The organism is Mycobacterium sp. ML4 (assembly GCF_054515735.1).
In genome coordinates this window covers 1-21443 of the sequence record NZ_JBTNSY010000028.1, presented here as the reverse complement: position 1 = coordinate 21443, position 21443 = coordinate 1, and the positions used below count along the sequence as shown (strand labels likewise).

General features: G+C 66.0%; 19 protein-coding genes. 8 read left to right on the top strand and 11 right to left on the bottom strand.

Features of this window, described 5'->3' with window-relative positions:
- The first annotated feature begins 29 nt into the window (after positions 1-29).
- Complete coding sequence (locus ACX9NE_RS24910) at positions 30-1259, top strand: class I adenylate-forming enzyme family protein (protein WP_459364318.1); 1230 nt, start codon at positions 30-32, stop codon at positions 1257-1259.
- 18 nt (positions 1260-1277) lie between these two features.
- Positions 1278-1550: an AMP-binding enzyme gene (locus ACX9NE_RS24905; RefSeq protein WP_459364319.1), complete on the top strand. Its 273-nt coding sequence runs from the start codon at positions 1278-1280 to the stop codon at positions 1548-1550.
- Here ACX9NE_RS24905 and ACX9NE_RS24900 read toward each other — a convergent pair.
- Entirely contained in the window at positions 1520-1795 is a 276-nt protein-coding gene (locus ACX9NE_RS24900; RefSeq protein ID WP_459364320.1) for a hypothetical protein, read from the bottom strand. The genes ACX9NE_RS24905 and ACX9NE_RS24900 overlap by 31 nt on opposite strands.
- A gap of 1 nt (position 1796) precedes the next feature.
- Between ACX9NE_RS24900 and ACX9NE_RS24895 the strand changes: the two genes are divergently transcribed.
- Positions 1797-2246: an N-acyl homoserine lactonase family protein gene (locus tag ACX9NE_RS24895; protein WP_459364321.1), complete on the top strand. Its 450-nt coding sequence runs from the start codon at positions 1797-1799 to the stop codon at positions 2244-2246.
- A 36-nt stretch (positions 2247-2282) separates the two neighbouring features.
- On the opposite strand, the gene ACX9NE_RS24890 is transcribed toward ACX9NE_RS24895, so the two are convergent.
- The 6 genes from ACX9NE_RS24890 to ACX9NE_RS24865 all read right to left on the bottom strand — a co-directional run bounded on the left by ACX9NE_RS24890 (position 2283) and on the right by ACX9NE_RS24865 (position 8164).
- On the bottom strand, positions 2283-3101 hold the full coding sequence (locus ACX9NE_RS24890) for an LLM class F420-dependent oxidoreductase (RefSeq protein ID WP_459364322.1): 819 nt from the start codon (positions 3099-3101) through the stop codon (positions 2283-2285).
- A gap of 12 nt (positions 3102-3113) precedes the next feature.
- On the bottom strand, positions 3114-4184 hold the full coding sequence (locus ACX9NE_RS24885; protein WP_459364323.1) for a poly-gamma-glutamate hydrolase family protein: 1071 nt from the start codon (positions 4182-4184) through the stop codon (positions 3114-3116).
- Positions 4185-5426, bottom strand: coding sequence for an Nramp family divalent metal transporter (locus ACX9NE_RS24880; protein WP_459364324.1), 1242 nt, complete (start codon positions 5424-5426; stop codon positions 4185-4187).
- A gap of 75 nt (positions 5427-5501) precedes the next feature.
- Complete coding sequence (locus ACX9NE_RS24875; protein ID WP_459364325.1) at positions 5502-6209, bottom strand: flavodoxin family protein; 708 nt, start codon at positions 6207-6209, stop codon at positions 5502-5504.
- Between the two features lie 73 nt (positions 6210-6282).
- Complete coding sequence (locus tag ACX9NE_RS24870) at positions 6283-7362, bottom strand: NAD(P)H-dependent amine dehydrogenase family protein (protein WP_459364326.1); 1080 nt, start codon at positions 7360-7362, stop codon at positions 6283-6285.
- 10 nt (positions 7363-7372) lie between these two features.
- Positions 7373-8164: an SDR family oxidoreductase gene (locus ACX9NE_RS24865; RefSeq protein WP_459364327.1), complete on the bottom strand. Its 792-nt coding sequence runs from the start codon at positions 8162-8164 to the stop codon at positions 7373-7375.
- 506 nt (positions 8165-8670) lie between these two features.
- On the opposite strand from ACX9NE_RS24865, the gene pstS (ACX9NE_RS24860) reads away from it, so the two are divergent.
- From pstS (ACX9NE_RS24860) to pstA, 3 genes are read left to right on the top strand one after another with little or no spacing between them, the layout of a single operon-like run.
- Positions 8671-9792, top strand: a complete 1122-nt coding sequence (pstS, locus tag ACX9NE_RS24860; protein WP_459364328.1) for a phosphate ABC transporter substrate-binding protein PstS — start codon at positions 8671-8673, stop codon at positions 9790-9792.
- Between the two features lie 12 nt (positions 9793-9804).
- Complete coding sequence (gene pstC / locus ACX9NE_RS24855; protein ID WP_459364329.1) at positions 9805-10779, top strand: phosphate ABC transporter permease subunit PstC; 975 nt, start codon at positions 9805-9807, stop codon at positions 10777-10779.
- Positions 10776-11741: a phosphate ABC transporter permease PstA gene (gene pstA / locus ACX9NE_RS24850; RefSeq protein WP_459364330.1), complete on the top strand. Its 966-nt coding sequence runs from the start codon at positions 10776-10778 to the stop codon at positions 11739-11741. The genes pstC and pstA overlap by 4 nt, the downstream gene beginning before the upstream one ends.
- 12 nt (positions 11742-11753) lie before the next feature.
- On the opposite strand, the gene ACX9NE_RS24845 is transcribed toward pstA, so the two are convergent.
- From ACX9NE_RS24845 to ACX9NE_RS24830, 4 genes are all read right to left on the bottom strand, one after another.
- Complete coding sequence (locus ACX9NE_RS24845) at positions 11754-13862, bottom strand: serine/threonine-protein kinase PknD (RefSeq protein WP_459364331.1); 2109 nt, start codon at positions 13860-13862, stop codon at positions 11754-11756.
- Positions 13863-14128: 266 nt separating this feature from the next.
- On the bottom strand, positions 14129-15253 hold the full coding sequence (gene pstS / locus ACX9NE_RS24840) for a phosphate ABC transporter substrate-binding protein PstS (protein WP_459364332.1): 1125 nt from the start codon (positions 15251-15253) through the stop codon (positions 14129-14131).
- A 20-nt stretch (positions 15254-15273) separates the two neighbouring features.
- On the bottom strand, positions 15274-16185 hold the full coding sequence (ku, locus tag ACX9NE_RS24835) for a non-homologous end joining protein Ku (RefSeq protein WP_459364333.1): 912 nt from the start codon (positions 16183-16185) through the stop codon (positions 15274-15276).
- A gap of 4 nt (positions 16186-16189) precedes the next feature.
- Complete coding sequence (locus ACX9NE_RS24830) at positions 16190-17155, bottom strand: carbohydrate kinase family protein (RefSeq protein ID WP_459364334.1); 966 nt, start codon at positions 17153-17155, stop codon at positions 16190-16192.
- A gap of 23 nt (positions 17156-17178) precedes the next feature.
- Between ACX9NE_RS24830 and ACX9NE_RS24825 the strand changes: the two genes are divergently transcribed.
- Together ACX9NE_RS24825 and ACX9NE_RS24820 are read left to right on the top strand one after the other, a co-directional pair.
- Positions 17179-19440: an ATP-dependent DNA ligase gene (locus ACX9NE_RS24825; protein WP_459364335.1), complete on the top strand. Its 2262-nt coding sequence runs from the start codon at positions 17179-17181 to the stop codon at positions 19438-19440.
- On the top strand, positions 19437-21374 hold the full coding sequence (locus ACX9NE_RS24820; protein WP_459364336.1) for a fumarylacetoacetate hydrolase family protein: 1938 nt from the start codon (positions 19437-19439) through the stop codon (positions 21372-21374). The genes ACX9NE_RS24825 and ACX9NE_RS24820 overlap by 4 nt, the downstream gene beginning before the upstream one ends.
- The last annotated feature ends 69 nt before the right edge of the window (positions 21375-21443 follow it).

Genomic DNA, 21443 nt, shown 5'->3' with positions numbered 1-21443 from the left:
GTCACGTCACGCAGCAAGGAGACCCGACGTTGACCGACGCCGCCGCACCCGAATCCGCCCCCGCGCCCGGCAGCCTGGAGTTTCTCGCCGATGCCGATCCCGATGCGATGGCGATCACGGACGGCGAGCGGTCACTGACCCGCGGCGACTGGGAGCGCCGGGCCAGCGCGCTCGCGCGTGGCCTGGCCACCGAGTACGGCATCGGCGCCGGGTCACGGGTCGCGGTCAAGACCTACAACCGCGCCGAATACTTCGAAATCACCTTCGCACTGGCCAAACTGGGCGCGACCCCGGTGGCCGTCGGCTTCAAGCTGGCCCCGGCGGAGGTGCGCCACATCCTCGACGACTCCGGTGCCGCGTTGCTCGTCACCGACGACGGCGCCCTGGACGGCCTGCACCTCGGCGACGAGTACGAGGCACTGCTGCGGCGCCACACCGAGGGTCGGCGACCGCTGTCGGAGGCCAGCCCGGCCGCTGCCTCGATCGTGTACACATCGGGCACCACCGGGCGGCCCAAGGGCGCGGTGCGCGAATTCGACGCCGAGAAGATGGCCGCACTCGGTGAGACGATCGGCGACATGCTCGGACGACTGCGGTTCGCGCCCGGCGGCGTGCACCTGATGGTCTGCCCCAACTACCACGCCGCTCCGCCGTTCTACGCGAACTTCACGCTGGCCTTCGGTGGTCGGGTGGTCATCCAACCCCGTTTCGACCCCGAGGGCGCCCTCGCGCTTATCGCCGCCGAGCGGGTGACCAGCACGTTCATGGTGCCGACAATGCTGCACCGGATTGCCGCGTTGCCGCCGCACGTCCGCGAGCAATACGACATCTCCTCGCTGCGGGCGGTGATTTCCGGCGACGCCCCGTTCCCGGCCACGCTCAAGCGGCCGGTGATCGACGCGCTGGGCGACGACGTGCTCTTCGACATGTACGGCTCCACCGAGACCGGCAACGTGACACTGCTCGAACCCGCCGACCACGAGCGCAAGCCGGGCTCGGTCGGGCGGCCGCTCCGGGGTGTCGAGGTGCGCATCCTCGACCCCGACGGCGCACCGGTCGCCGCCGGCGAGCGCGGCGAGGTCTACATTGCCAGCCCGATGACCGTCTCGGGCTACCACGGCAACCCGGAAGCCACCGCGGCGTCACTGCGCGACGGCTTCTTCACCGTCGGCGACATCGGCTACCTCGACGACGACGGCTACCTCTACATCGTCGACCGGATCAAGGACACGATCATCGCCGGCGGCGTCGACATCTAACCAACCGAGGTCGAGGAAGTGTTGCGCGAGCATCCCGGCGTGTTCGACGTCGCCGTCATCGGCGTCCCGGACGACGACCTGGGTGAGCAGGTACACGCCGTGGTGCAACCCGAGCCGGGCCGCACCGTCGGCGACGACGAGCTGCTGACGCTCGCCGGGCAGCGCCTGGCCAAGTACGAGTGGCCCCGCTCGTTCTCCCATATCGACGAGTTGCCCCGTAACCCGTTCGGCAAGGTGCTGAAGAAGGAACTGCGCGCTCCCTACTGGCAGACCGCCGGGCGGGAGATCTGATGGCCCGCGTCACCGGTTTCGTCGTCGGGTACCTCAGCGCGCCGGCCGGCATGTGGCGCTTGGGCGACCCGCTCGATGTGACTGTCAGCATTCCGGTGCCGGTCTACCTGATCGAGGCGAACGGCCAGCGCGTCCTTGTCGACACCGGTCTGCACCCCAAGGCGGGGGTGGAGCGCTACGGGCCTGCGGCGGAGTTGCTGGGCTGGGCGCCGCCGGCCGCCGCCGGACGTCGACCCGACCGTCATCGTGCTGGCCCACCTGCACTTCGACCACGCCGGGAATCTCGACGCGTTTCCCGGGGTAGACGTGGTCGTCCAGCGCGCCGAGTGGGAGGCCGCGCAGGGTGGGAGCAACGCCGACGCTGCGTATGCACAGGTGGATTACGCCGACGTCAGCCCGCGACTCGTCGACGGCGAGCACGATCTGTTGGGTGACGGCAGCGTCATCTTGTGTCCGACGTATGGCCATACGCCGGGTCATCAGTCGGTGAGGGTGCGCCTCGACGACGGTCGCCGCGTGATCATCGCCGGGGATGCGTGCTACTTTCCGGAAAACCTCGACACGGAGGCCGCTCCGCCCTACGGCTGGGACCGGCGCCGCGAGGTCGCGTCGCTCCGTTGGCTGCGAGACCGACGCGACGTCGGCGATGTGGTACTGACCGGGCACGACCCGACCGCAGGGACCTTCTGCGGCTGAGGATCCGCATCGCCGAGGGGTCCGAACTCCGCGGCTTTATCGAAGTTCGGCAATCACATTCGCGAAGTTGTCGATGTGGTTGTCCTGCACGGTGAAGTGGGTCACCCCGTATTTCTCGCGGTGGCCCAACAGTTTCTCGGCCATCTCGCGTGGTGATCCGCTGAGCACCGAGTGCATGGCCAGCAACTGATCGTCGGACAGATCCGGGGCGTTGCGGCGCGCCAATGACACATCGGGGACGGTCTCGTCGGGACCCGGCACCGCGAGAATGACCAGGTTCAGTTCGAGCGCGCTGAACCGGTCACCCGCCGCGCTGCGGACGAAATCGATGCGCTCGGCCAATGGGTCCTCGACGTCGCGCACCCGGGCGCCGGTGAGTCCGACGATGTCGGCGTGCCGGGCGGCCAGGGTCATCACCCGGTCGCCGCTGCCGGCGATCATGATCGGGACCCGGGAGTGATGCTCGGCCAGGTATTCCGTCATATGTTGGAGATGGTCGACCCGTGCACCGGCGTTTGGATACGGCAACTCGGCGGCCTCGAATTCCTCTCGCACGTAACCGGTTCCGAGCCCCACCTCCAGGCGCCCGTCACTGATGATGTCCAGCGCACCGATGTCTCGGCTCAGCAGGGCCGGCTGGTAAAAACCCGCATTCAACACGTACATGCTCAGGCGGATCCGCTCGGTGACCATCGCCGCCGCCGTCAGCGTGGGAAACGGCGCGGCCGCCCCGAGATGGTCTGGTACGCAGAGCACATCGAATCCGACATCCTCGGCCCGCTTGGCTATTTCCACCAACGCCTCGCGCGACTTGAAATATCGGATGCTCAAACCGAAACGAAATTCCTTGTCCACCAGAGTGTCCCATCAACTCGAAAAAAACTGCCACGAACGCGCTGCCGCGGCCAACGCCCGGGCCAAGCCGGAAGTGACCGGCGACAGGCCGTCCGGACCCGGGAGGGCACTGCGCGGGCTCAAACCCCGGATCCGAACCGGCAGTTCCAGCTGTGTCCCCCCGTCCCGGACCCGGTTCACCGGGTTGTCCGGATGCAGACCTCTGAGCTCCGAGGGGATGGCGGCGAGGTCGGTAACCACCTGATACCCCGGCAGCCGGACGTGCCCGGCCACGTGCGCAGCCAGGGCGCGGTTCCATCCGCCGGCCAGCAGCTGCGTGCTGCGCCCGATCCGGCCGTAACCGTGCAGCGAGACGGCGACGTCGACGTGGTCGAGGAACGCGGCCAACTGAGCAGACTCAGCCGGATCGAACCGCGCCGACGGCAGGTGGTGCCGGTAGCGGTCAGGGTGGCGAAGCACATACACCGATGCGCCGGCGGCCTCGGCGGCACGTTCGGCGATCACGTCCGTCATCTGCTCGAGCCCGCCGCCGTGGATCGCCAGAAAGCCGAAGCGGGACCCCAACAGGCTGTACTCCACCATGCCCGGCTCGCTCAACAACTCTGAAAGAGATTGTGGCCCAGTACCATCGGAGGACGCCGGCAGCGGCCACCGGGTCGGATCCCAGCGGCGCAGAAAGTCGATCCAGCGTTGCGGCAGGCCGTGGTGGATGGCGCCGTCGATGATGCGCGACAGGTAACCCGGCCGGGGCGGACCGGGCGTCACCCGATGGTCGATGTACACCCACGCCGGCGACGGGCCCGAGTCGGTGTGCACCTTCAGTTGGTCCCGCCGATACCGCAGCGGCACTCCCTCGGCGCTGTCCAGGACGGTCAGGTCACGGTCGGAAAGCCGCCACAGCACGCCGTGCACTTCACCCCCCGTGCATGGTTCGACCGTGGCCACGCCGCGTTCGTTGATCAGCCAGTCGTGGTCGCCCAGCACCGCAGGACGCGGGTCAGCGGCATCCGGGCAGCGTAACGCCATCTGTCGCACACACAGGTTGGATCCGTATGCGAAGTAGAGGTGCCGGCGGACCGGCATTCAACCCGTCACAGTCAGATAGATCAGCGCCACGTTAAGCAGACTAATCAGCACCGCGACCGCCCAGCCAACGACGGACGTAGCGGGGTGGTTGGCGTCGTCGCCCATCAGGCTCCGGCTGGCAGTCAGGCGGATCAGTGGCAGGACGGCGAACGGAATGCCGAAGGACAGCACCACCTGAGAGAGCACCAGGGTCCGGGTGGGGTCGACGTTCAGTGCCAGCAGCGCCACCGCCGGGCCGAGCGTGACGAGGCGGCGCACCACCATCGGCACCGACCAGTGCAGCAACCCATGCATGATCATGGCGCCGGCGTAGGCGCCCACCGACGACGACGCCAGCCCTGATGCCAGCAACCCGATCGCGAACAGCACCGCGATCGCGGGTCCCAACGTGTCGCGCACCGCGCCGTAAGCATCGTCAATGGATGCCACATCTCCGTGGCCGCGCATGTTGTACGCGGCGACCAGCAGCATCGCGGCATTCACGCCGCCGGCGATCACCATGGCCCCCCCGACGTCCCAGCGGGTGATGCGCAGCAGCCGCCGCCGTGCAGGTCCCGGCTCGGGTTGCCCATGCCGATCGCGGGCCAGGCCGGAGTGCAGATAGACCGCGTGCGGCATGACGGTGGCGCCCAGAATGGCGGCGGCCAGCAACACACTTTCGGTCCCCTGGAACCGCGGCAACAGCCCTGACAGCACGTCCCCTGCCGGTGGCGTGGCGACGAAAAAGCTGGCGGTGAATCCGAGCGCGATCACCAGGAGCAGTCCGGTGATCATGGCCTCGAAAAGTCGTTGTCCGCGGCGGTCTTTGATCAGCAGCAGCACCAGCGAGATGGCTCCGGTGATCAGCCCGCCGAGCGGGAGCGGCAGCCCGAACAGGATGTGCAACGCGATGGCCCCGCCGATCACCTCGGCCACATCGGTGGAGATCGCCACGATCTCGGCCTGCGCCCAATAGGCCAGCCGGGCGGGGCGCCCCATACCGTGGGCGATCGCCTCGGGCAGCGAATGTCCGGTCACCAGGCCGAGTTTCGCCGACAGGTATTGCACCAGGCCGGCCATTATGTTTGCTAAGACGATGACCCACAGCAGCAGGTACCCGAATTTGGAGCCGGAGCTGACGTTGGCGGCAACGTTGCCGGGATCGACGTAGGCGATGGCTGCGACGAACGCAGGACCCAGCAGATACCAGCCCGCCTTGTTCGAGCCAGCGGTGTCCGGGACTTTGGTGTCCTGCGCCAATTCGTCGACCTATCCCTAACGTACGAAGTAAAAAGTTAGGCTAGCCGAAACCTTGCCGGACGCCCGCACCGGCCGTCAGCTGCGGTATTCGGGATTGGCGAAACTGGGTCGGCAGCCGGCATCCCATTGGGTGCGCTGATTACCGTCGGCCGGTATGCCTCCGTTGGCCTTCAGCAGCCGTGCGAGATGCAGAAGGTTGTAGGTCATAAATGATGTGTTCCGGTTGGTGAAGTCGTTCTCGGGGCCGCCCGATCCGGGGTCGAGGTAGGACGGCCCCGGGCCGGCCGGGCCGATCCAGCCTGCGTCGGCTTGAGGGGGAATCGTGTACCCCAGATGCTGCAAGCTGTAGAGGATGTTCATTGCGCAATGCTTGACGCCGTCTTCATTGCCGGTGATCAGGCATCCGCCCACGCGTCCGTAGTAGGCGTACTGTCCCTGGTCGTTGAGCAGATGCGAGCACGCATAGAGCCGCTCGATCACGCGTTTCATCACCGAGCTGTTGTCGCCCAGCCAGATCGGTCCGCAGAGCACCAGGATGTCTGCGGCCAGCACCCGTTCGTAGAGGGCCGGCCATTCGTCGGTCTCCCAACCGTGTTCGGTCATGTCCGGCCACACGCCGGTGGCGACGTCATGGTCGATCGCACGCAACGTGTCGACCTGGACGCCCTGTTCGCGCAAGATGTCGGCGCTGCGCTCGATCAGCCCCTCGGTGTGGCTGACTTCAGGGGAACGTTTGAGCGTCGCATTGATGTAAAGGGCGCGAAGGCCGTCGTCAGAAGTCAAGGTTGCGCACCTGCCGCTCGGAGGGGTGTTTCGCGCTGAGGATACGACGTCCCCGTGCGGCGGATTGCGGTGCCTAGTCGGCCGGGAGATATAAGCCCCGGCCGGGGATCAGAGGCAGATCCAGGGTGGTGCGGATCCCGGGCGGGGCAGCTACCACGGCGGGAATCGCGTTGACCACTCGCATCGCGGTGGCCACCAACCCCGCGTGGTTGTGATCGCCGTGGCGGCTGCTCAGGCAGATGTCCATGGCGTAGGAGGGTTCTCCGGTGATCTCGACCCGATAGGAACCGCCGGGTTGCGCGGGTTGCGGCCACTCCGGGCACAGGTCCTGACGCAGTCGGGTGATGTGTTCGAGAACTACGGCGGGCCGGCCGTCGACCATGCCCATCACCTCGAAGCGCAAGGCTGCGGCACTTCCCTCGGGAATGTGGCCGGAAGCTATGTCGAAGGCCTCTGGAGCCGGGACCCGGGCATACTTCTCGGTGACTCTGTCGAGCGAAATGTCAAGGCCCGCAGCAAGTTGCCGAACCACCGATCCCCAGGCCAGGCTCAGCACCCCGGGCTGTAGCAGCATCGGGGTCTCATCGAGCGGCTTGCCGAAACCCATCACGTCGAACATGACGACGGCGCTGTCGTAGGTCGCGTAGTCGACGATCTCCAGGCACCGCACCTGCTCGACGCTCTGACAGGTCCCGGCTAACGCCATCGGCAGCAGGTCATTGGCGAAGCCCGGGTCGATGCCACCGACGAACAGGCTCGAATTGCCTTCGCGCGCAGCATCTTCGATCGGTTTGATCAACTCCTCGGGCAGCACCTGCCACGGATACTGCAGGAAGACTGGGCCGCTGCCCACTATGTTGACACCTGCGGCGAGCACGCGGCGATAGTCTTCCAGCGCCTCGGGAAGGCGGTTGTCCGCCATCGCGTTGTAGACCGCGCACTGCGGTGCGGTGGCCAGAACGCCGTCGAGATCAGTGGATGCCAGCACGCCGGTAAGCTCCTGCAGGCCGGCGAGCTCAGCTGCATCCTTGCCGGCCTTGGCGTCCGAGGACACCCATACGCCGGTAAGCGCGAACTCCGGATTGGTGATCAGTGCTTTCAGGGAGTGGATCCCGACATTGCCGGTGCCGAGTTGAGCGACTCGTATTGCCATGGTCGGTTCCTCACAGGTCAGGTACGGGGATATCGAGGTTGGGGTAGGTGAGTCCGCCGTCGACCTCGAGTGTCTTCCCGGTCAGAAACCCACCGGCCGGCGACGCCAGATACACCGCGGCGGCGGCGATATCGATCGGATCACCGAGGCGGCGCAGCGGTGTCGCCCGCTCCATCGGAGCGCGCAGCTCCTCGTTGCCGGCCACCACGTCGAGCGCGGAGGTGAGAATCGAGCCCGGCGCGATGGCGTTGACCCGGATGCGCGGGCACAGGTCCAGCGCCGTCAAGCGGGTGTAGTGCGACAATGCCGCCTTTGCGGTTCCATAGGCCGCGAAGCCCCGGCCGGCCAACCGGCCGACCGCCGAGGTGATGTTGATGATGCTGCCCCCGCCGGAGTGCGCGAGCATCAGGGGGACGGCCGCGACGGTCAGGGCGTGGGCGGTGGCCACATTGAACGTAAAGGCGTCCTTGAGGTCCTTGGTGGAGGTGGTCAGCAGCGTGTTGGGCATCGTGCCCCCAACATTGTTGACGACGATGTCTAGTTTCCCGAAGGAGTCGACGGCCGCGCCCGCCAGTTGCGCCGTGTCCTCGGGATGTGCCAGGTCGGCGGTGACCACGTGCGCACGGCGTCCGGCTGCCCGGACCTGCTCGGCCACCTCGTCGAGCTGGGATTGGGTTCGTGACGAAATGACGACGTCGGCACCGGCTTCGGCGAAGGCCAATGCCATCGCCGCACCAAGGCCGCGACCGGCTCCGGTGATGACGGCCACCTTGTCGTCCAGACGGAACCTGTCGAGGATCACTGCGGCCTCGCTTCAGTTGTCGGCCGAAACGGCGGCGGTGTCCACCGTCCCGGAAGCGCTTTTGTAACAGGTTCTAGTTTGGCACACCGTCCGGGGAACATGACGGCAGGAGCCGTCAGATGGTCCCGCGCGGCATCAACCAACGATGCTGACAGGTCAGAACGGTTGTGGTGAAACCGCTATTCAACACCGGTAAACATGAGTGGCGAGCCCGTCAAATGGTGCGACGCCTAGGCCGGAAATGGCTGCAGTCGCCGGGCAGGCTGCGCCACGACGCTGAAATGCGTTCAACCACATGGTGTTTTGTCTGGACCGTTCCCCGAAGTCGCGGTTGGGGCGGCGAACGCACCGGAAGAGAGAGCGTGGCAACGCTTTCGTCGACTCTTTCACCGCCCGTTACCTGTTGTTAATGTAGCGGCAAGGGAGTGAGTAAAGGGTCTGGTCGGACTATGCCGTAGCGGAGGGGCGGCGGTTAGTATGTTTCATCTCAACCGATAGGAACTGATTTGCAACTCAACCGATTTGGTGCGGCGCTCGGTGTCCTGGCTTCAGGCGCACTGGTTCTGTCTGCGTGTGGTAGCGACAACAACAACGCAAGTGGGGGCGGCCAGGGAACGTCGGGCGGCTCGTCGGGCAGCGTGAGTTGCGGCGGCAAGAAGACGCTGAAGGCCAGTGGATCCACCGCGCAGGCCAACGCCATGACCCGGTTCGTCAAAGCGTTCGAATCCGCCTGCCCAGGGCAAACGCTGAACTACACCGGCAACGGATCCGGCGCGGGTATCAGCGAATTCAACGGCAATCAAACCGATTTCGGCGGGTCTGACTCGCCGCTGAGCAAGGACGAGGCAGCCGCGGCGCAGAAGCGCTGCGGTGACGCGCCGGCCTGGAATCTGCCGGTGGTGTTCGGCCCCATTGCGGTCACGTACAACATCGGCGGCGTCAGCTCGCTGAACCTGGACGGGACGACCCTGGCCAAGATCTTCAGCGGCGCCATCACCACCTGGGACGACCCGGCGATCGCGGCGGTCAACTCCGGCACCAATCTGCCGGCCACGCCCATCCACGTCGTGTTCCGCAGCGACGAGTCCGGAACCACGGACAACTTCCAGCGCTACCTTGACGCAGCATCCAATGGCGCCTGGGGTAAGGGCACCGGCAAGGCCTTCAAGGGCGGCGTCGGCGAGGGCGCCAAGGGCAACGACGGCACCTCAGCGGCGATCAAGAACACCGAAGGCTCGATCACCTACAACGAGTGGTCGTTCGCCCAGGGACAGCGGCTGAATATGGCGAAGATCATCACGTCGGCCGGACCGGAGCCCGTTGCCATCGGCACCGACTCGGTGGGCAAGACGATCGCGGGCGCCACGATCGCCGGGCAGGGCAACGATCTGGTGCTCGACACGCTCTCGTTCTACCGGCCCACCCAGCCTGGTTCGTACCCGATCGTGCTGGCCACCTACGAGATCGTCTGCTCGAAGTATCCGGATGCCCAGGTCGGGACGGCCGTGAAGGCTTTCCTGCAGTCGACCATCGGCGGCGGCCAGAATGGGTTGGGTGACAACGGTTACGTTCCCATTCCGGACTCGTTCAAGTCGCGGTTGTCGACCGCGGTCAACGCGATCTCCTGATCTGAGGCTTACGTGGTCAAAGCCCCGCTAGCAAAGCACGCGCTGGCGGAGGTAGACGCGCGCGCGGCGCGGCGGGCGGATCGCCTGTTCCGGCTGATCGCTTCGGCGGCAGGATCCACCATCGTCGTGGCGATCCTGCTGATCGCGGTGTTCTTGCTGATCAAGGCGATCCCTTCGCTGCAGGCCAACCACGCCAACTTTTTCACCAGCGCGCAGTTCGACACGTCCTTCGACGACAAGCTGGCGTTCGGCATTCGCGACCTTTTGATGGTCACGGTGCTCAGTTCGGTCAGTGCCCTGGCCCTGGCGGTGCCGATCGCCGTGGGTATCGCCGTGTTCATCACCCAGTACGCGCCCAAGCGGCTGGCCCGTCCGTTCGGGGCGATGGTCGATCTGCTGGCGGCGGTGCCGTCGATCATCTTCGGGTTGTGGGGCATCTTCGTGCTGGCGCCGAAGCTGCTGCCGCTGGCGACCTTCCTCAACCACAACCTGGGCGGGCTGTTCCTGTTCAAGAGCGGCAACGTCTCGCTGGCTGGTGGCGGCACGATCTTCACCGCGAGCATCGTGCTGGCGGTGATGATCCTGCCGATCGTCACCTCGGTGTCGCGAGAAGTGTTCCGGCAGACCCCGCCCATGCAGATTGAGGCCGCACAGGCACTCGGTGCGACGAAGTGGGAGGTGGTGCGGATGACCGTGCTGCCGTTCGGTCGCAGTGGTGTGGTGGCCGCGTCCATGCTGGGTCTGGGACGTGCGCTGGGTGAGACCGTGGCCGTGCTGATCATTCTGCGGTCGGCCGCCAGGCCGGGAAACTGGTCGCTGTTCGACGGCGGCTACACGTTCGCCTCCAAAATCGCCTCAGCCGCTTCGGAATTCAGTGAGCCGCTGCCCACCGGGGCGTATATCTCGGCAGGCTTCGCGTTGTTCGTGCTGACGTTCATGGTCAACGCCGCGGCCCGGGCGATTGCCGGCGGAAAGGTCAACGGATGAGCCAGCTGAGTGCGACTGCGCTGGAGCAGCCGGTGAAGGTCGTGGTGTTTCGGCGGCTGAGCATGGCCCGCCGCGTCAAGAACAACCTCGCGACCATCTGCTTTTTTGCCTGTTTCCTCATCGCGCTGGTCCCGCTGGTATGGCTGCTGGCGGTGGTGATCGCCCGCGGCTGGCATGCGGTCGTCCAGATGGACTGGTGGACGCACTCCCTGCGGGGCGTGCTGCCGGAGGAGTTCACCGGCGGCGTCTACCAGGCGTTGTACGGGACGGTTGTGCAGGCGGGTGTTGCGGCAGTGATCGCGGTGCCGCTGGGATTGATGACCGCGGTGTATCTGGTCGAATACGGGACCAGTCGACTGGCGCGGGTGACCACTTTCATGGTCGACGTCCTGGCCGGGGTGCCCTCGATCGTGGCCGCGCTGTTCATCTTCAGTCTGTGGATCGCCACACTCGGATTTCAGCAGAGTGCGTTTGCGGTGTCCCTGGCGCTGGTCCTGCTGATGTTGCCGGTGGTGGTGCGCTCCACCGAGGAGATGTTGCGGCTGGTGCCCGACGAGTTGCGGGAAGCCAGTTACGCGCTGGGCGTTCCGAAGTGGAAGACGATCGTGCGGATCGTCGGGCCGATCGCGACGCCCGGCATCATCTCCGGGGTATTGCTGGCCGTGGCGCGCGTGATCGGCGAGACCGCCCCGGTGCTGGTGCTGGTCGGGTACAGCCGTTCGATCAACTACGACATCTTCAACGGCAATATGGCGTCGCTGCCGTTGCTGATCTATACCGAACTGACCAACCCGGAACACGCCGGTTTCCTGCGTGTCTGGGGAGCCGCGCTCACCCTGATCATCATTGTGGCGCTGATCAATCTGATCGCCGCAGGGATCAAGTTCGTTGCGACGCGGGGCTTCACCTACGGTGCAATGAAGGCGATGACCCGGTTATTCGTGAGCTTCTCGCGCAGTTAGCCCCAATTCCGCTCACGACCCCGGCGGAAGGCGCAATACCCTGCCGTTGCCACGGTCGGCGACGTACACGTTCCCCTTTTTGTCCACCGCCACCGACAGTGGAGTGTTCAAACCGTTGAATGGCAGTTGCACCGAAGCGGTAGCTCCCGCGGGCAACTTCGCCACCACGTTGTTATCGTGCTCGGTGACATAGACGTTGCCCCCGCTGTCGACCGTGATGCCCCAGGGCGCGCTGATGCCGGTGAACGGCAACACCGTCTGGTTGCTGGTCCCGGCATCGAGCATCAGCACGCGGTTGTTGTCGGTGTCAGTGACGTAGATATTGCCCTGACCGTCGACCGCCACTCCGTCGGGATTCTTCAGGCCGTTGAACGGCAGATCGGTCTGCGTGTTACTGCCGGCGGCCAACTTGACCACCCGGTTGTTCCCGCGGTCGGCGACGTAGACGTTGCCCTGCGGGTCCACCGCGACACCTTCGGGGTAATTGAGGCCATTGAACGGCAGCACGAGCTGGTTGTTCGACCCGCCCGCCAGAGCCACCACCCGGTTGTTGAAGTCGCTGACGTAGATCTTGCCGGCGCCGTCCACGGCGATGCCCTGCGGCTCGTAAAGACCGTTGAACGGCTTCACCGTCGGCGACGAGGACCCTTCCGGCAACGCCACCACCCGGCCGTACATCGTCTGATTGGTGACGTAGACGGTGCCGCTGCCGTCGACCGCGACCCCGCCCGGAGCGAAGCGGAAGTTCAGCCCGTTGAACGGCAGCACCTGCTGTCCCGTCGCGTTTTGCGTACCCGCCCCGCCTCCGTGGGACCGGGTGAGCAGAAATGCGGTGGCGGCGATCACGACCAGCAGGACGGCGGCTGCGGCGGCGCCGAGGATCAATGCCTTGCGTGACTTGCGTGGTGGCGGTGGTGGCGCCGTGGCATGCGGCTGCGACGGCTGGTGGTGAGGCGGCGCACCCATGGGCACGGGCCCGGAGGGCGAGACACCGGGATTGCCGGCCCACGCGGCGGCGGAGACCGGCGCGGCCTGCGTGAACTGGTCGGAGTTGGTGCCGGGCCGCTCACGCCATCCAGCGGCTTTGGACGACACCGGCTGGACCATCGTCTGGTCGCCGCTTGGGAACTGCGGAACGGGCGCTCGCACGGTTGGGCTGCTCGGGTACGAGCCGGAACCGCCTTGGCTCGGCCAGCCACCGGCGCCCGGATCCACCGCGGGAAGCATCAGTGTCTCGTTGTCCCCGTGGCGCAGGATGGAGGCCTCCTGGCGCTGCTCGGGTGTGCTGAGCGCCTCGTGCGCGGCCAAAGCCAGATCCCCGGCGGTCACGTAGCGCTCGTTGGGGTTCTTGGCCATGCCTTTGGCGATCACGTGGTCAAGCGCCGCGGGGACGCGGCCGGGTCGGATCACGCTGGGCCGCGGGACGGGTTCCATCAGATGCGATGCGATGAGTCGCTCGACGCTGTCGGCCCGGTAGGGCGGCGCGCCGGTCAAACACTCGCCCAGCACGCAGGCCAATGCGTAGATGTCGGCCCGGTAGGTGACGTCGTCGCCGGTGAAGCGTTCCGGAGCCATGTAGTTGTAGGTGCCTACGGCCATGCCGCTCTGCGTCAGATTCGGGTCGTGGGCGGCGCGGGCGATGCCGAAGTCCACCAGATAAGCGAAATCGTTCTGGGCGACCAGGATGTTCTCGGGTTTGACGTCGCGGTGGGTGATGCCGCTGGCGTGCGCGGCGTCCAGCGCTGCCGCCACTTGCCGGATGATCGCCACCGTCCGGGCTGGGGAGAGCGGCCCGAATTGTGTCAGCATGGAACGCAGCGACACCCCGTCGATCAGGCGCATCTCCACGAAGAAGTGTCCGTCGAGTTCGCCGTAGTCGTGGATCGGCACGATGTGCGGCTCGTTCAGCCGACCGGCGATATCGGCCTCCCGCTGCATCCGGGAGCGGAACACCGGGTTGTTGGAGTATCGCGTGGAAATCAACTTGAGCGCGACCACCCGGTGCTTGCGGGTGTCCTCGGCTTCGTAGACTTCGCCCATCCCGCCCCGGCCGATCAAACGCACCAACTGGTAGGGCCCAAAGCGTGACCCCACCCGCGACTCCGACCCGGTGTTGGTCACTGTGGATGCTCCCTTCGCCCGGCAGCCGCCACCGGCACCGCCGCGCCATAACTGATGGTTAACACACGGTAAATCCTCCCGGAGGAGGCACACAACAAAATCCGGCGACTCGGAATGAATTTTCAATCACGACTGAGTAACGGAAGCCGGCGCGCACCATCGTTTCGTCTCCATAGCTCATACGCGCCGAAATCCGTTGGTGGCCAAAGGCAGTCATGGCCGGCGGTGGAACCGACGGCGTCGCAATGCGTCCGGCTACCGGACGGTCACGCGATGGCGTTGACGACCGGGACCAGTTTCGATTGAAAAGGATTCGGCAGCGGGATGTATCCGTACTCGTCCAAACCGATCTGGCCGTCGCCAATTGTGGCTTGCATGAAGGCCTTTACCGCCTGACCGGTCGGAGTGTCCGGATATTTCGAGCAGACGACCTCGTAGGTGACCAACACGATCGGGTAGGCGCCGGCCTGCGTCGGCTTGTAGAACGACGAGGTGTCGACGATCAGGTCGTTGGCGTCGCTCCCGGCCTTGAAGGTGGCCCCCGCGATCGTCTTGCCCACCGTCTCGGCGCTGATCGACACCGCCTGCGGCCCGGCCGAGGTGATGATCTGAGCCATGTTCAACTGGTGGCCCACGGCGAACGACCATTCGTTGTAGGTGATCGACCCGTCGGTTCGTTTCATGGCCTGCGACGTACCGTCGTTGCCGGCGGCACCTTCGCCAACCCCGCCGTTGAACGCCTGCCCGGTGCCTTTGCCCCAAGCGCCATTGGATGCCGCGTCCAGATACCGCTGAAAGTTGTCCGTGGTGCCGGATTGATCGCTGCGGAAGACGACGTGGATGGGGGTGGGGGGCAGGTTCGTACTTTGATTGAGCGCCTTGATGGCGGGGTCGTCCCACCTGGTGATGGCGCCATTGAAGATCCTGGCGACGGTGGAGCCGTCGAGACTCATCGAATTGATGCCGTTGATGTTGTACGTAACGGCGATCGGGCCGAAGACGACCGGAATGTCCCAGGCCGGTGAGCCGCACCGCTCGCGTGCCCGGTCGGGTTCGCCCTTGTCGGGGTTCATCGGGGAGTCGGAGCCGGCGAAGTCGGTTTCGCTGCCGAGGAATGCTTTCATGCCCGCACCTGAGCCGTTGGCGGCGTAGTCCAGGGTGTGGCCGGGGCAGGCGTGGATATAGGCGTAGACGAACTGTTCCATCGCGTTCTTCTGTGCGGTCGAGCCGCCGGCGAGGATCTTCTTCTTGCCGCCGCAGTTCACCGGGACGACGGGCGCGGCACTCGATGACGACGACGCCGATTTCCCGGAATTGCCGCCACAACCCGACAGCACGAGAGCGCTGACAACCAGAAGGCTGAGGGCGACGCCAGATCGGGTGAACTTCACGGCAACTCCTGACTCGGTGCTCATTTGCTGGTGGCTTTGGTGGCGGCCTTTTTAGCCGGAGCTTTCTTGGCCGGAGCCTTCTTGGCCGTTGTGGCGGGCGTCTTCTTCGCGGGCTCCTTCTTCGCGGGCTCCTTCTTGGCGCCCGAGCGGGCCTTCACGCTGGCCTCCAGTTTGGCGAGCAGATCGGAGACGTCTTCGGTCTCGTCGAGTTCGGTCGGCTGCTCTTCGACCGTAAACGCTTCTCCGCCTTCGAGTTTGGCGTCCACCAGTTCCTGCAACTGCTCCTGGTAGGTGTCGTGGTACCGGTCCGGGTCGAAGTCGTCGGCCATCGACTCCACCACCTGGCCGGCCATTTTCAGCTCGGCCGGCTTGATCTCCACCTCTTTGTCCAGCACCGGGAAATCGGGGTCGCGGATCTCGTCCGGCCACAGCAATGTGTGAATCACCATGACGTCACGCTTGCCGAAATCCTTGACCCGCAACGCAGCCAACCGGGTCTTGTTGCGCAGCGAGAAGTGCACGATGGCCATCCGGTCCGTCTCGGCGAGCGTCTTGGCCAGAAGCACATAGGATTTCGAGGACTTCGAATCGGGCTCCAGGAAGTAGCTGCGGTCGAACAGCATCGGGTCTACCTCACTGGCCGGGACGAACTCCAGTACCTCGATTTCGCGGCTGCGTTCTTCGGGCAGGGTGGCGATGTCGTCGTCGGTGATGATCACACTCTTGCCGTCGTCGGACTCGAACGCGCGGGCGATGTGGCTGTGTTCGACGACCTCTCCACACACCTCGCACACACGCTTGTAGCGAATGCGGCCATTGTCCTTGTCGTGCACCTGGTGGAACTTGATGTCGTGGTCCTGGGTGGCGCTGTACACCTTGACCGGCACATTCACGAGCCCGAAAGCGATCGAGCCCTTCCAGATGGAGCGCATTTTGTCAGTATGCCCCGTGGGCATGCCGGTAACCGGGTGAAACTCGTGAGCGAAACGCGCTCGCCTGCAGCGCGGCCCGGTCCGGTAGGTCAGCACCGGCATGGGAGACCGTCAGGGCGGACGTGGTGGCGCCGACATCGAGTGCTGCCCTGAGCGTGTCGAGTCCGATCCCGCGCAGCTGCTCGCGCCGCTCTGCGCCAAGCAGGCCGAGCCCCCAGAGGGCGTCGAGCAGTCCGACCATGAACGCGTCGCCGGCGCCGACGGTGTCCACGACCCGCACCTGCTTGGCCGCCACCTCGATCTCGCCTGCCGCGCAGAACGCCACCGCGCCCCGTTCGCCCAGCGTCAGCGCGACGATGGCCGGTCCGCAGGCCAGCCAACACCGCGCCGTGTCCCGCGGGTCGCGGTGGGGCACCAGCCAGCGCAGGTCCTCGTCGCTGACCTTGACGACGTCCGCCCACGCGAGCAGCTTGTCGATGCGTTCGCGCGCCTGGTCGCGATCGACGATCAGGGACGGCCGCACGTTGGGGTCGAGAGTGACCGTCGCCGAGATCCGGTAGGCATCCACCAGGGCGGCGACGGCCAGACAGCCCGGCTCGCGCACGGCGGCGATGGATCCGGTGTGCACCAACAGCGGGGGCGGGACCGGCGGAGTGCCCGCGAGCCGCCAGTCCAGGTCGAAACGATAGGTGGCCGAGCCGTCCTCGGCGATGCTGGCGACCGCCACCGGCGTCCGCGTGGCGTCTGTGCTCCCCGGAACGAGTTGCACACCAGCGCTTTTCAGATGATCGGCGATGCGCAGCCCAGCGGCATCGGTACCGATGTGGGTCAGGAAAGCGACCTCCCGGCCCAACCTGGCCAGTCCGACGGCGACGTTCAACGGACTGCCGCCGACATGCTCGGACTGCCCGTCGACTTCCTGGCAGATCACGTCGATGAGTGCTTCTCCGATGACCAGCCCACGGCTCATGCCCGACACGTTACGTTGACAGTATGAGTGCGGCGACGCAGCAGCGGGTCAAGCTGACCAACGCCGACAAGATCCTGTATCCGGCCACCGGGACCACCAAGGCCGACGTCTTCGACTACTACACCGGGATCGCCGAGGTGATGCTGCCACACCTCGCAGGGCGGCCGGCGACCCGCAAGCGCTGGCCCAACGGTGTCGAGCAGGATTCATTCTTCGAGAAGCAACTGGCCTCCTCGGCACCGGCCTGGCTGCCCCGCGCGAGTGTGAGCCACCGCTCGGGCACCACGACCTACCCGATCATCGACAGCATCGACGGTCTGGCCTGGATCGCGCAGCAGGCGGCGCTGGAGGTGCACGTGCCGCAGTGGCGGTTCGTGGCGGAGTGGACCCGCGCCGGGGAGAGCCTGAAGCCGGGCCCGGCGACCCGCCTGGTCTTCGACCTCGATCCCGGTGAGGCTGTGACGATGGCCCAGCTGGCCGGCGTGGCGCGCGAAGTCCGAGATCTGATGGCCGACATCGGGCTGCGAACTTACCCGCTCACCAGTGGTAGCAAGGGCCTGCACCTCTACAGCCCGCTGGACGAGCCGGTGAGTAGCCGGGGCGCCAGTGTGCTCGCCAAACGTGTTGCACAGCAATTGGAAAAGGCGATGCCGAAACTGGTCACCTCGACCATGACCAAGAGCCTACGGGCCGGCAAGGTGTTCGTGGACTGGAGTCAGAACAACGGTTCGAAGACCACCATAGCGCCGTATTCGCTGCGCGGCCGCGAAAACCCGACGGTCGCGGCGCCGCGTACCTGGGAAGAACTCGACGACCCCGACCTGCGCCAGCTTCGCTATGCGGAGGTGCTGGACCGGGTCGCGCGTGACGGTGATCTGCTCGCAGAGCTCGACGCCGATGCTCCGGTCGCCGATCGCCTGAGCAAATACCGCAGCATGCGTGACGCGGCGAAAACCCCCGAGCCCGTCCCCAGGGCGAAACCGGCCACCGGCCAGGACAATACGTTCGTCATTCAGGAGCACCACGCCCGGCGGCTGCACTACGACTTCCGGCTGGAACGCGACGGCGTGCTGGTGTCCTGGGCGATCCCGAAGAACCTGCCCGAAACGACGTCGGTGAACCACTTGGCGGTACACACCGAGGACCATCCGCTGGAATATGCCGGCTTTGAGGGCACCATCCCCAAAGGCGAGTACGGGGCCGGCAAGGTGATCATCTGGGATGCCGGCACCTATGAGACCGAGAAGTTCCGCGATGACGAAGTGATCGTCACGTTGCACGGCAGCCGGATCTCCGGGCGGTATGCGCTGATTCAGACCAACGGTGACCAATGGCTGGCACACCGGATGAAGGACCAGAAGGTATTCGACTTCGACGGGCTCGCTCCGATGCTCACCACCCATGGATCGGTGGCGGGCCTGAAGAAGGGGCAGTGGGCGTTCGAGGGCAAGTGGGACGGCTACCGGTTGCTGGTGAATGCCGACCACGGCGCCATGGCGCTGCGGTCTCGCAGCGGTCGCGACGTCAGCAATGAATTCCCCCAAATACGTTCTGTGGCAGCCGATCTGGCCGACCACCACGTGGTGCTCGACGGTGAAGTGGTGGCGCTCGACAACCACGGCGTGCCGAGTTTCCATCAGATGCAGAATCGCGTCCGCGCCACCCGCGTCGAGTTCTGGGCTTTCGACCTGTTGTACCTCGACGGCAGGTCGTTGCTGCGGGCAAAGTATTCCGATCGGCGTAGGCTGCTGGAAACCCTCGGCGCCGCAGGAGATCTCATTGTTCCCGCGCTGTTGCCCGGCGACGGCGACGAGGCGCTGGAGTACTCCCGCAAGCACGGCTGGGAAGGCGTGGTGGCCAAGAAGCGGGATTCCAGCTATCAGCCCGGGCGGCGCTCGGCTTCCTGGATCAAGGACAAGCACTGGAACACCCAGGAGGTCGTGATCGGCGGCTGGCGGCAGGGGGAGGGCGGACGCACCGGCATCGGCGCCTTGCTGATGGGCATCCCGGGTCCGGACGGGCTGCAGTTCGCCGGTCGGGTCGGCACCGGCTTCACCGAACGCGATCTGGCCAACCTCAAGAAGACGCTGACGCCGCTGCACACCGACGAATCCCCATTCAGTACAAAGCTTCCCGCCCGCGACGCCAAAGGCGTCACCTTCGTCAAGCCGACCCTGGTCGGCGAGGTGCGTTACAGCGAGTGGACTCCGGACAACCGGCTTCGCCAACCGAGCTGGCGTGGGCTACGGCCCGACAAGAATGCGAATGAGGTGGTGCGCGAATGAAATGGGTTACCTACCGCAGTCCCGAAGGCGAACGTACCGGCGTGCTCTCCGGTGAACAGATCTACGCCGCGGCGCCGGGAACGACGTTGCTCGATCTGATCGGTGGCGGCCCGGATGGGCTGCGCGCCGCCGGCGAAGCCGCGTTGGCCGCGCCGGCATCGGTGGTGGCACTCGCCGATGTCGATTTGGCCGCCCCGATCCCGCGCCCGCCGTCGATCCGGGACAGCCTGTGCTTTCTGGACCATATGCGCAACTGCCAGGAAGCCGTCGGCGGCGGCCGCGTGCTGGCCGACACCTGGTACCGCATCCCGGCGTTCTACTTCGCTTGTCCGGCAACGGTGTTGGGGCCTTACGACGACGCGCCGTCGGCACCCGGCAGCGCCTGGCAGGACTTCGAACTGGAGATCGCGGCCGTCGTCGGCACTGCCGGGAAGGACTTGACGGTTGAGCAGGCCGAGCAGGCGATCATCGGCTACATGATCTTCAACGACTGGTCGGCGCGGGATCTGCAGATGCTGGAGGGCCAGCTGCGGATCGGGCAGGCCAAGGGCAAGGACAGCGGGGTCACCCTGGGCCCGTACCTGGTTACTCCTGAGGAGCTGAAACCCTACCGCCGCGACGGAAAGCTCACCCTCGGCGTGAGCGCCCTGGTCAACGACACCGTCATCGGAACGGGGTCCACCGGTGCCATGGACTGGACCTTCGGTGAAGTCATCTCCTACGCCTCGCGCGGCGTCAGCTTGCGCCCCGGCGACGTGTTCGGCTCCGGCACCGTGCCCACCTGCACACTCGTCGAGCACCTCACGAAACCGGAGTCTTTCCCGGGCTGGCTGCGCGACGGGGATGTGGTGACCTTGCGGGTCGAGGGACTCGGGGAGACCCGGCAGACCGTGCGATTCACGCCGGCGCCGGTCCCGTTGGCGGCCCGGCCCAATCCGGCGGCCCCGGCCGCGCCGGTGCGTGTCAATCCGGCGCCCGCCAAGGTGCCCTACACGCGCGGACTGCACGAGGTTGGCGACCGGGTGTGGGCGTGGACGTTGCCGGACGGCGGATTCGGTTGGAGCAACGCAGGTTTGGTCGCCGGTGACGGCGCCTCGCTGTTGGTGGACACACTATTCGACCTTCCGCTGACCCGCGAGATGCTCTCGGCGATGCGTCCCATCACCGACGGCGCGCCGATCACCGACGCACTGATCACACATTCCAACGGCGACCACACCCACGGCAACCAGTTGCTGGACCCCGGCGTCCGGATCATCGCCGCTGCCGCCACCGCAGAGGAGATCGCGCACGACGACACGGCAGATCAGCTTGTCACCATTCAGGTGGCGGACCTGGGCCCGGTAGCCACCCGATTCGTGCGAGACCGGTTCGGGCACTTCGATTTCCGCGGCATCAAGGTGCGCAATGCCGACCAGACCTTCGACCGCGAGCTGACCATCGACGTCGGTGGCCGCAGGGTCGATCTGCTGAACCTCGGTCCTGCCCACACCGCGGCCGACTCGGTGGTGCACGTGCCCGACGCCGGGGTGCTATTCGGTGGCGACCTGCTGTTCATCGGTTGCACGCCGATCGTGTGGGCGGGCCCGATCGCCAACTGGATCGCGGCGTGCGACGCGATGATCGCACTCGATCCGTCCACCGTCGTGCCCGGCCACGGCCCGGTCACCGATCCCGACGGGATCCGTGCCGTCCGTGACTATTTCGTGTACATCACCGAACAGACCGACGCCTTATACGGCAAGGGCCTGTCGTTCACCGAGGCCGTTGACGCCGTCGACCTCGGTGAGTATGCGTCCTGGCTGGACTGCGAGCGGGTGGTCGTCAATATGTATAAGCGCTACTGCGAACTCGATCCCGAGACGCCGGCACAGGAGGTGCTGGCGTTGGTCGTGATGCAGGCCGAGTGGCTGGCCAGGCGACAGCAGGGGTGAACGGCCCGGCAGCCGTCTGGGTCGACGGTCGACTCTTGATCGTCCCGCCTGGCCGATGACGACGGTTAA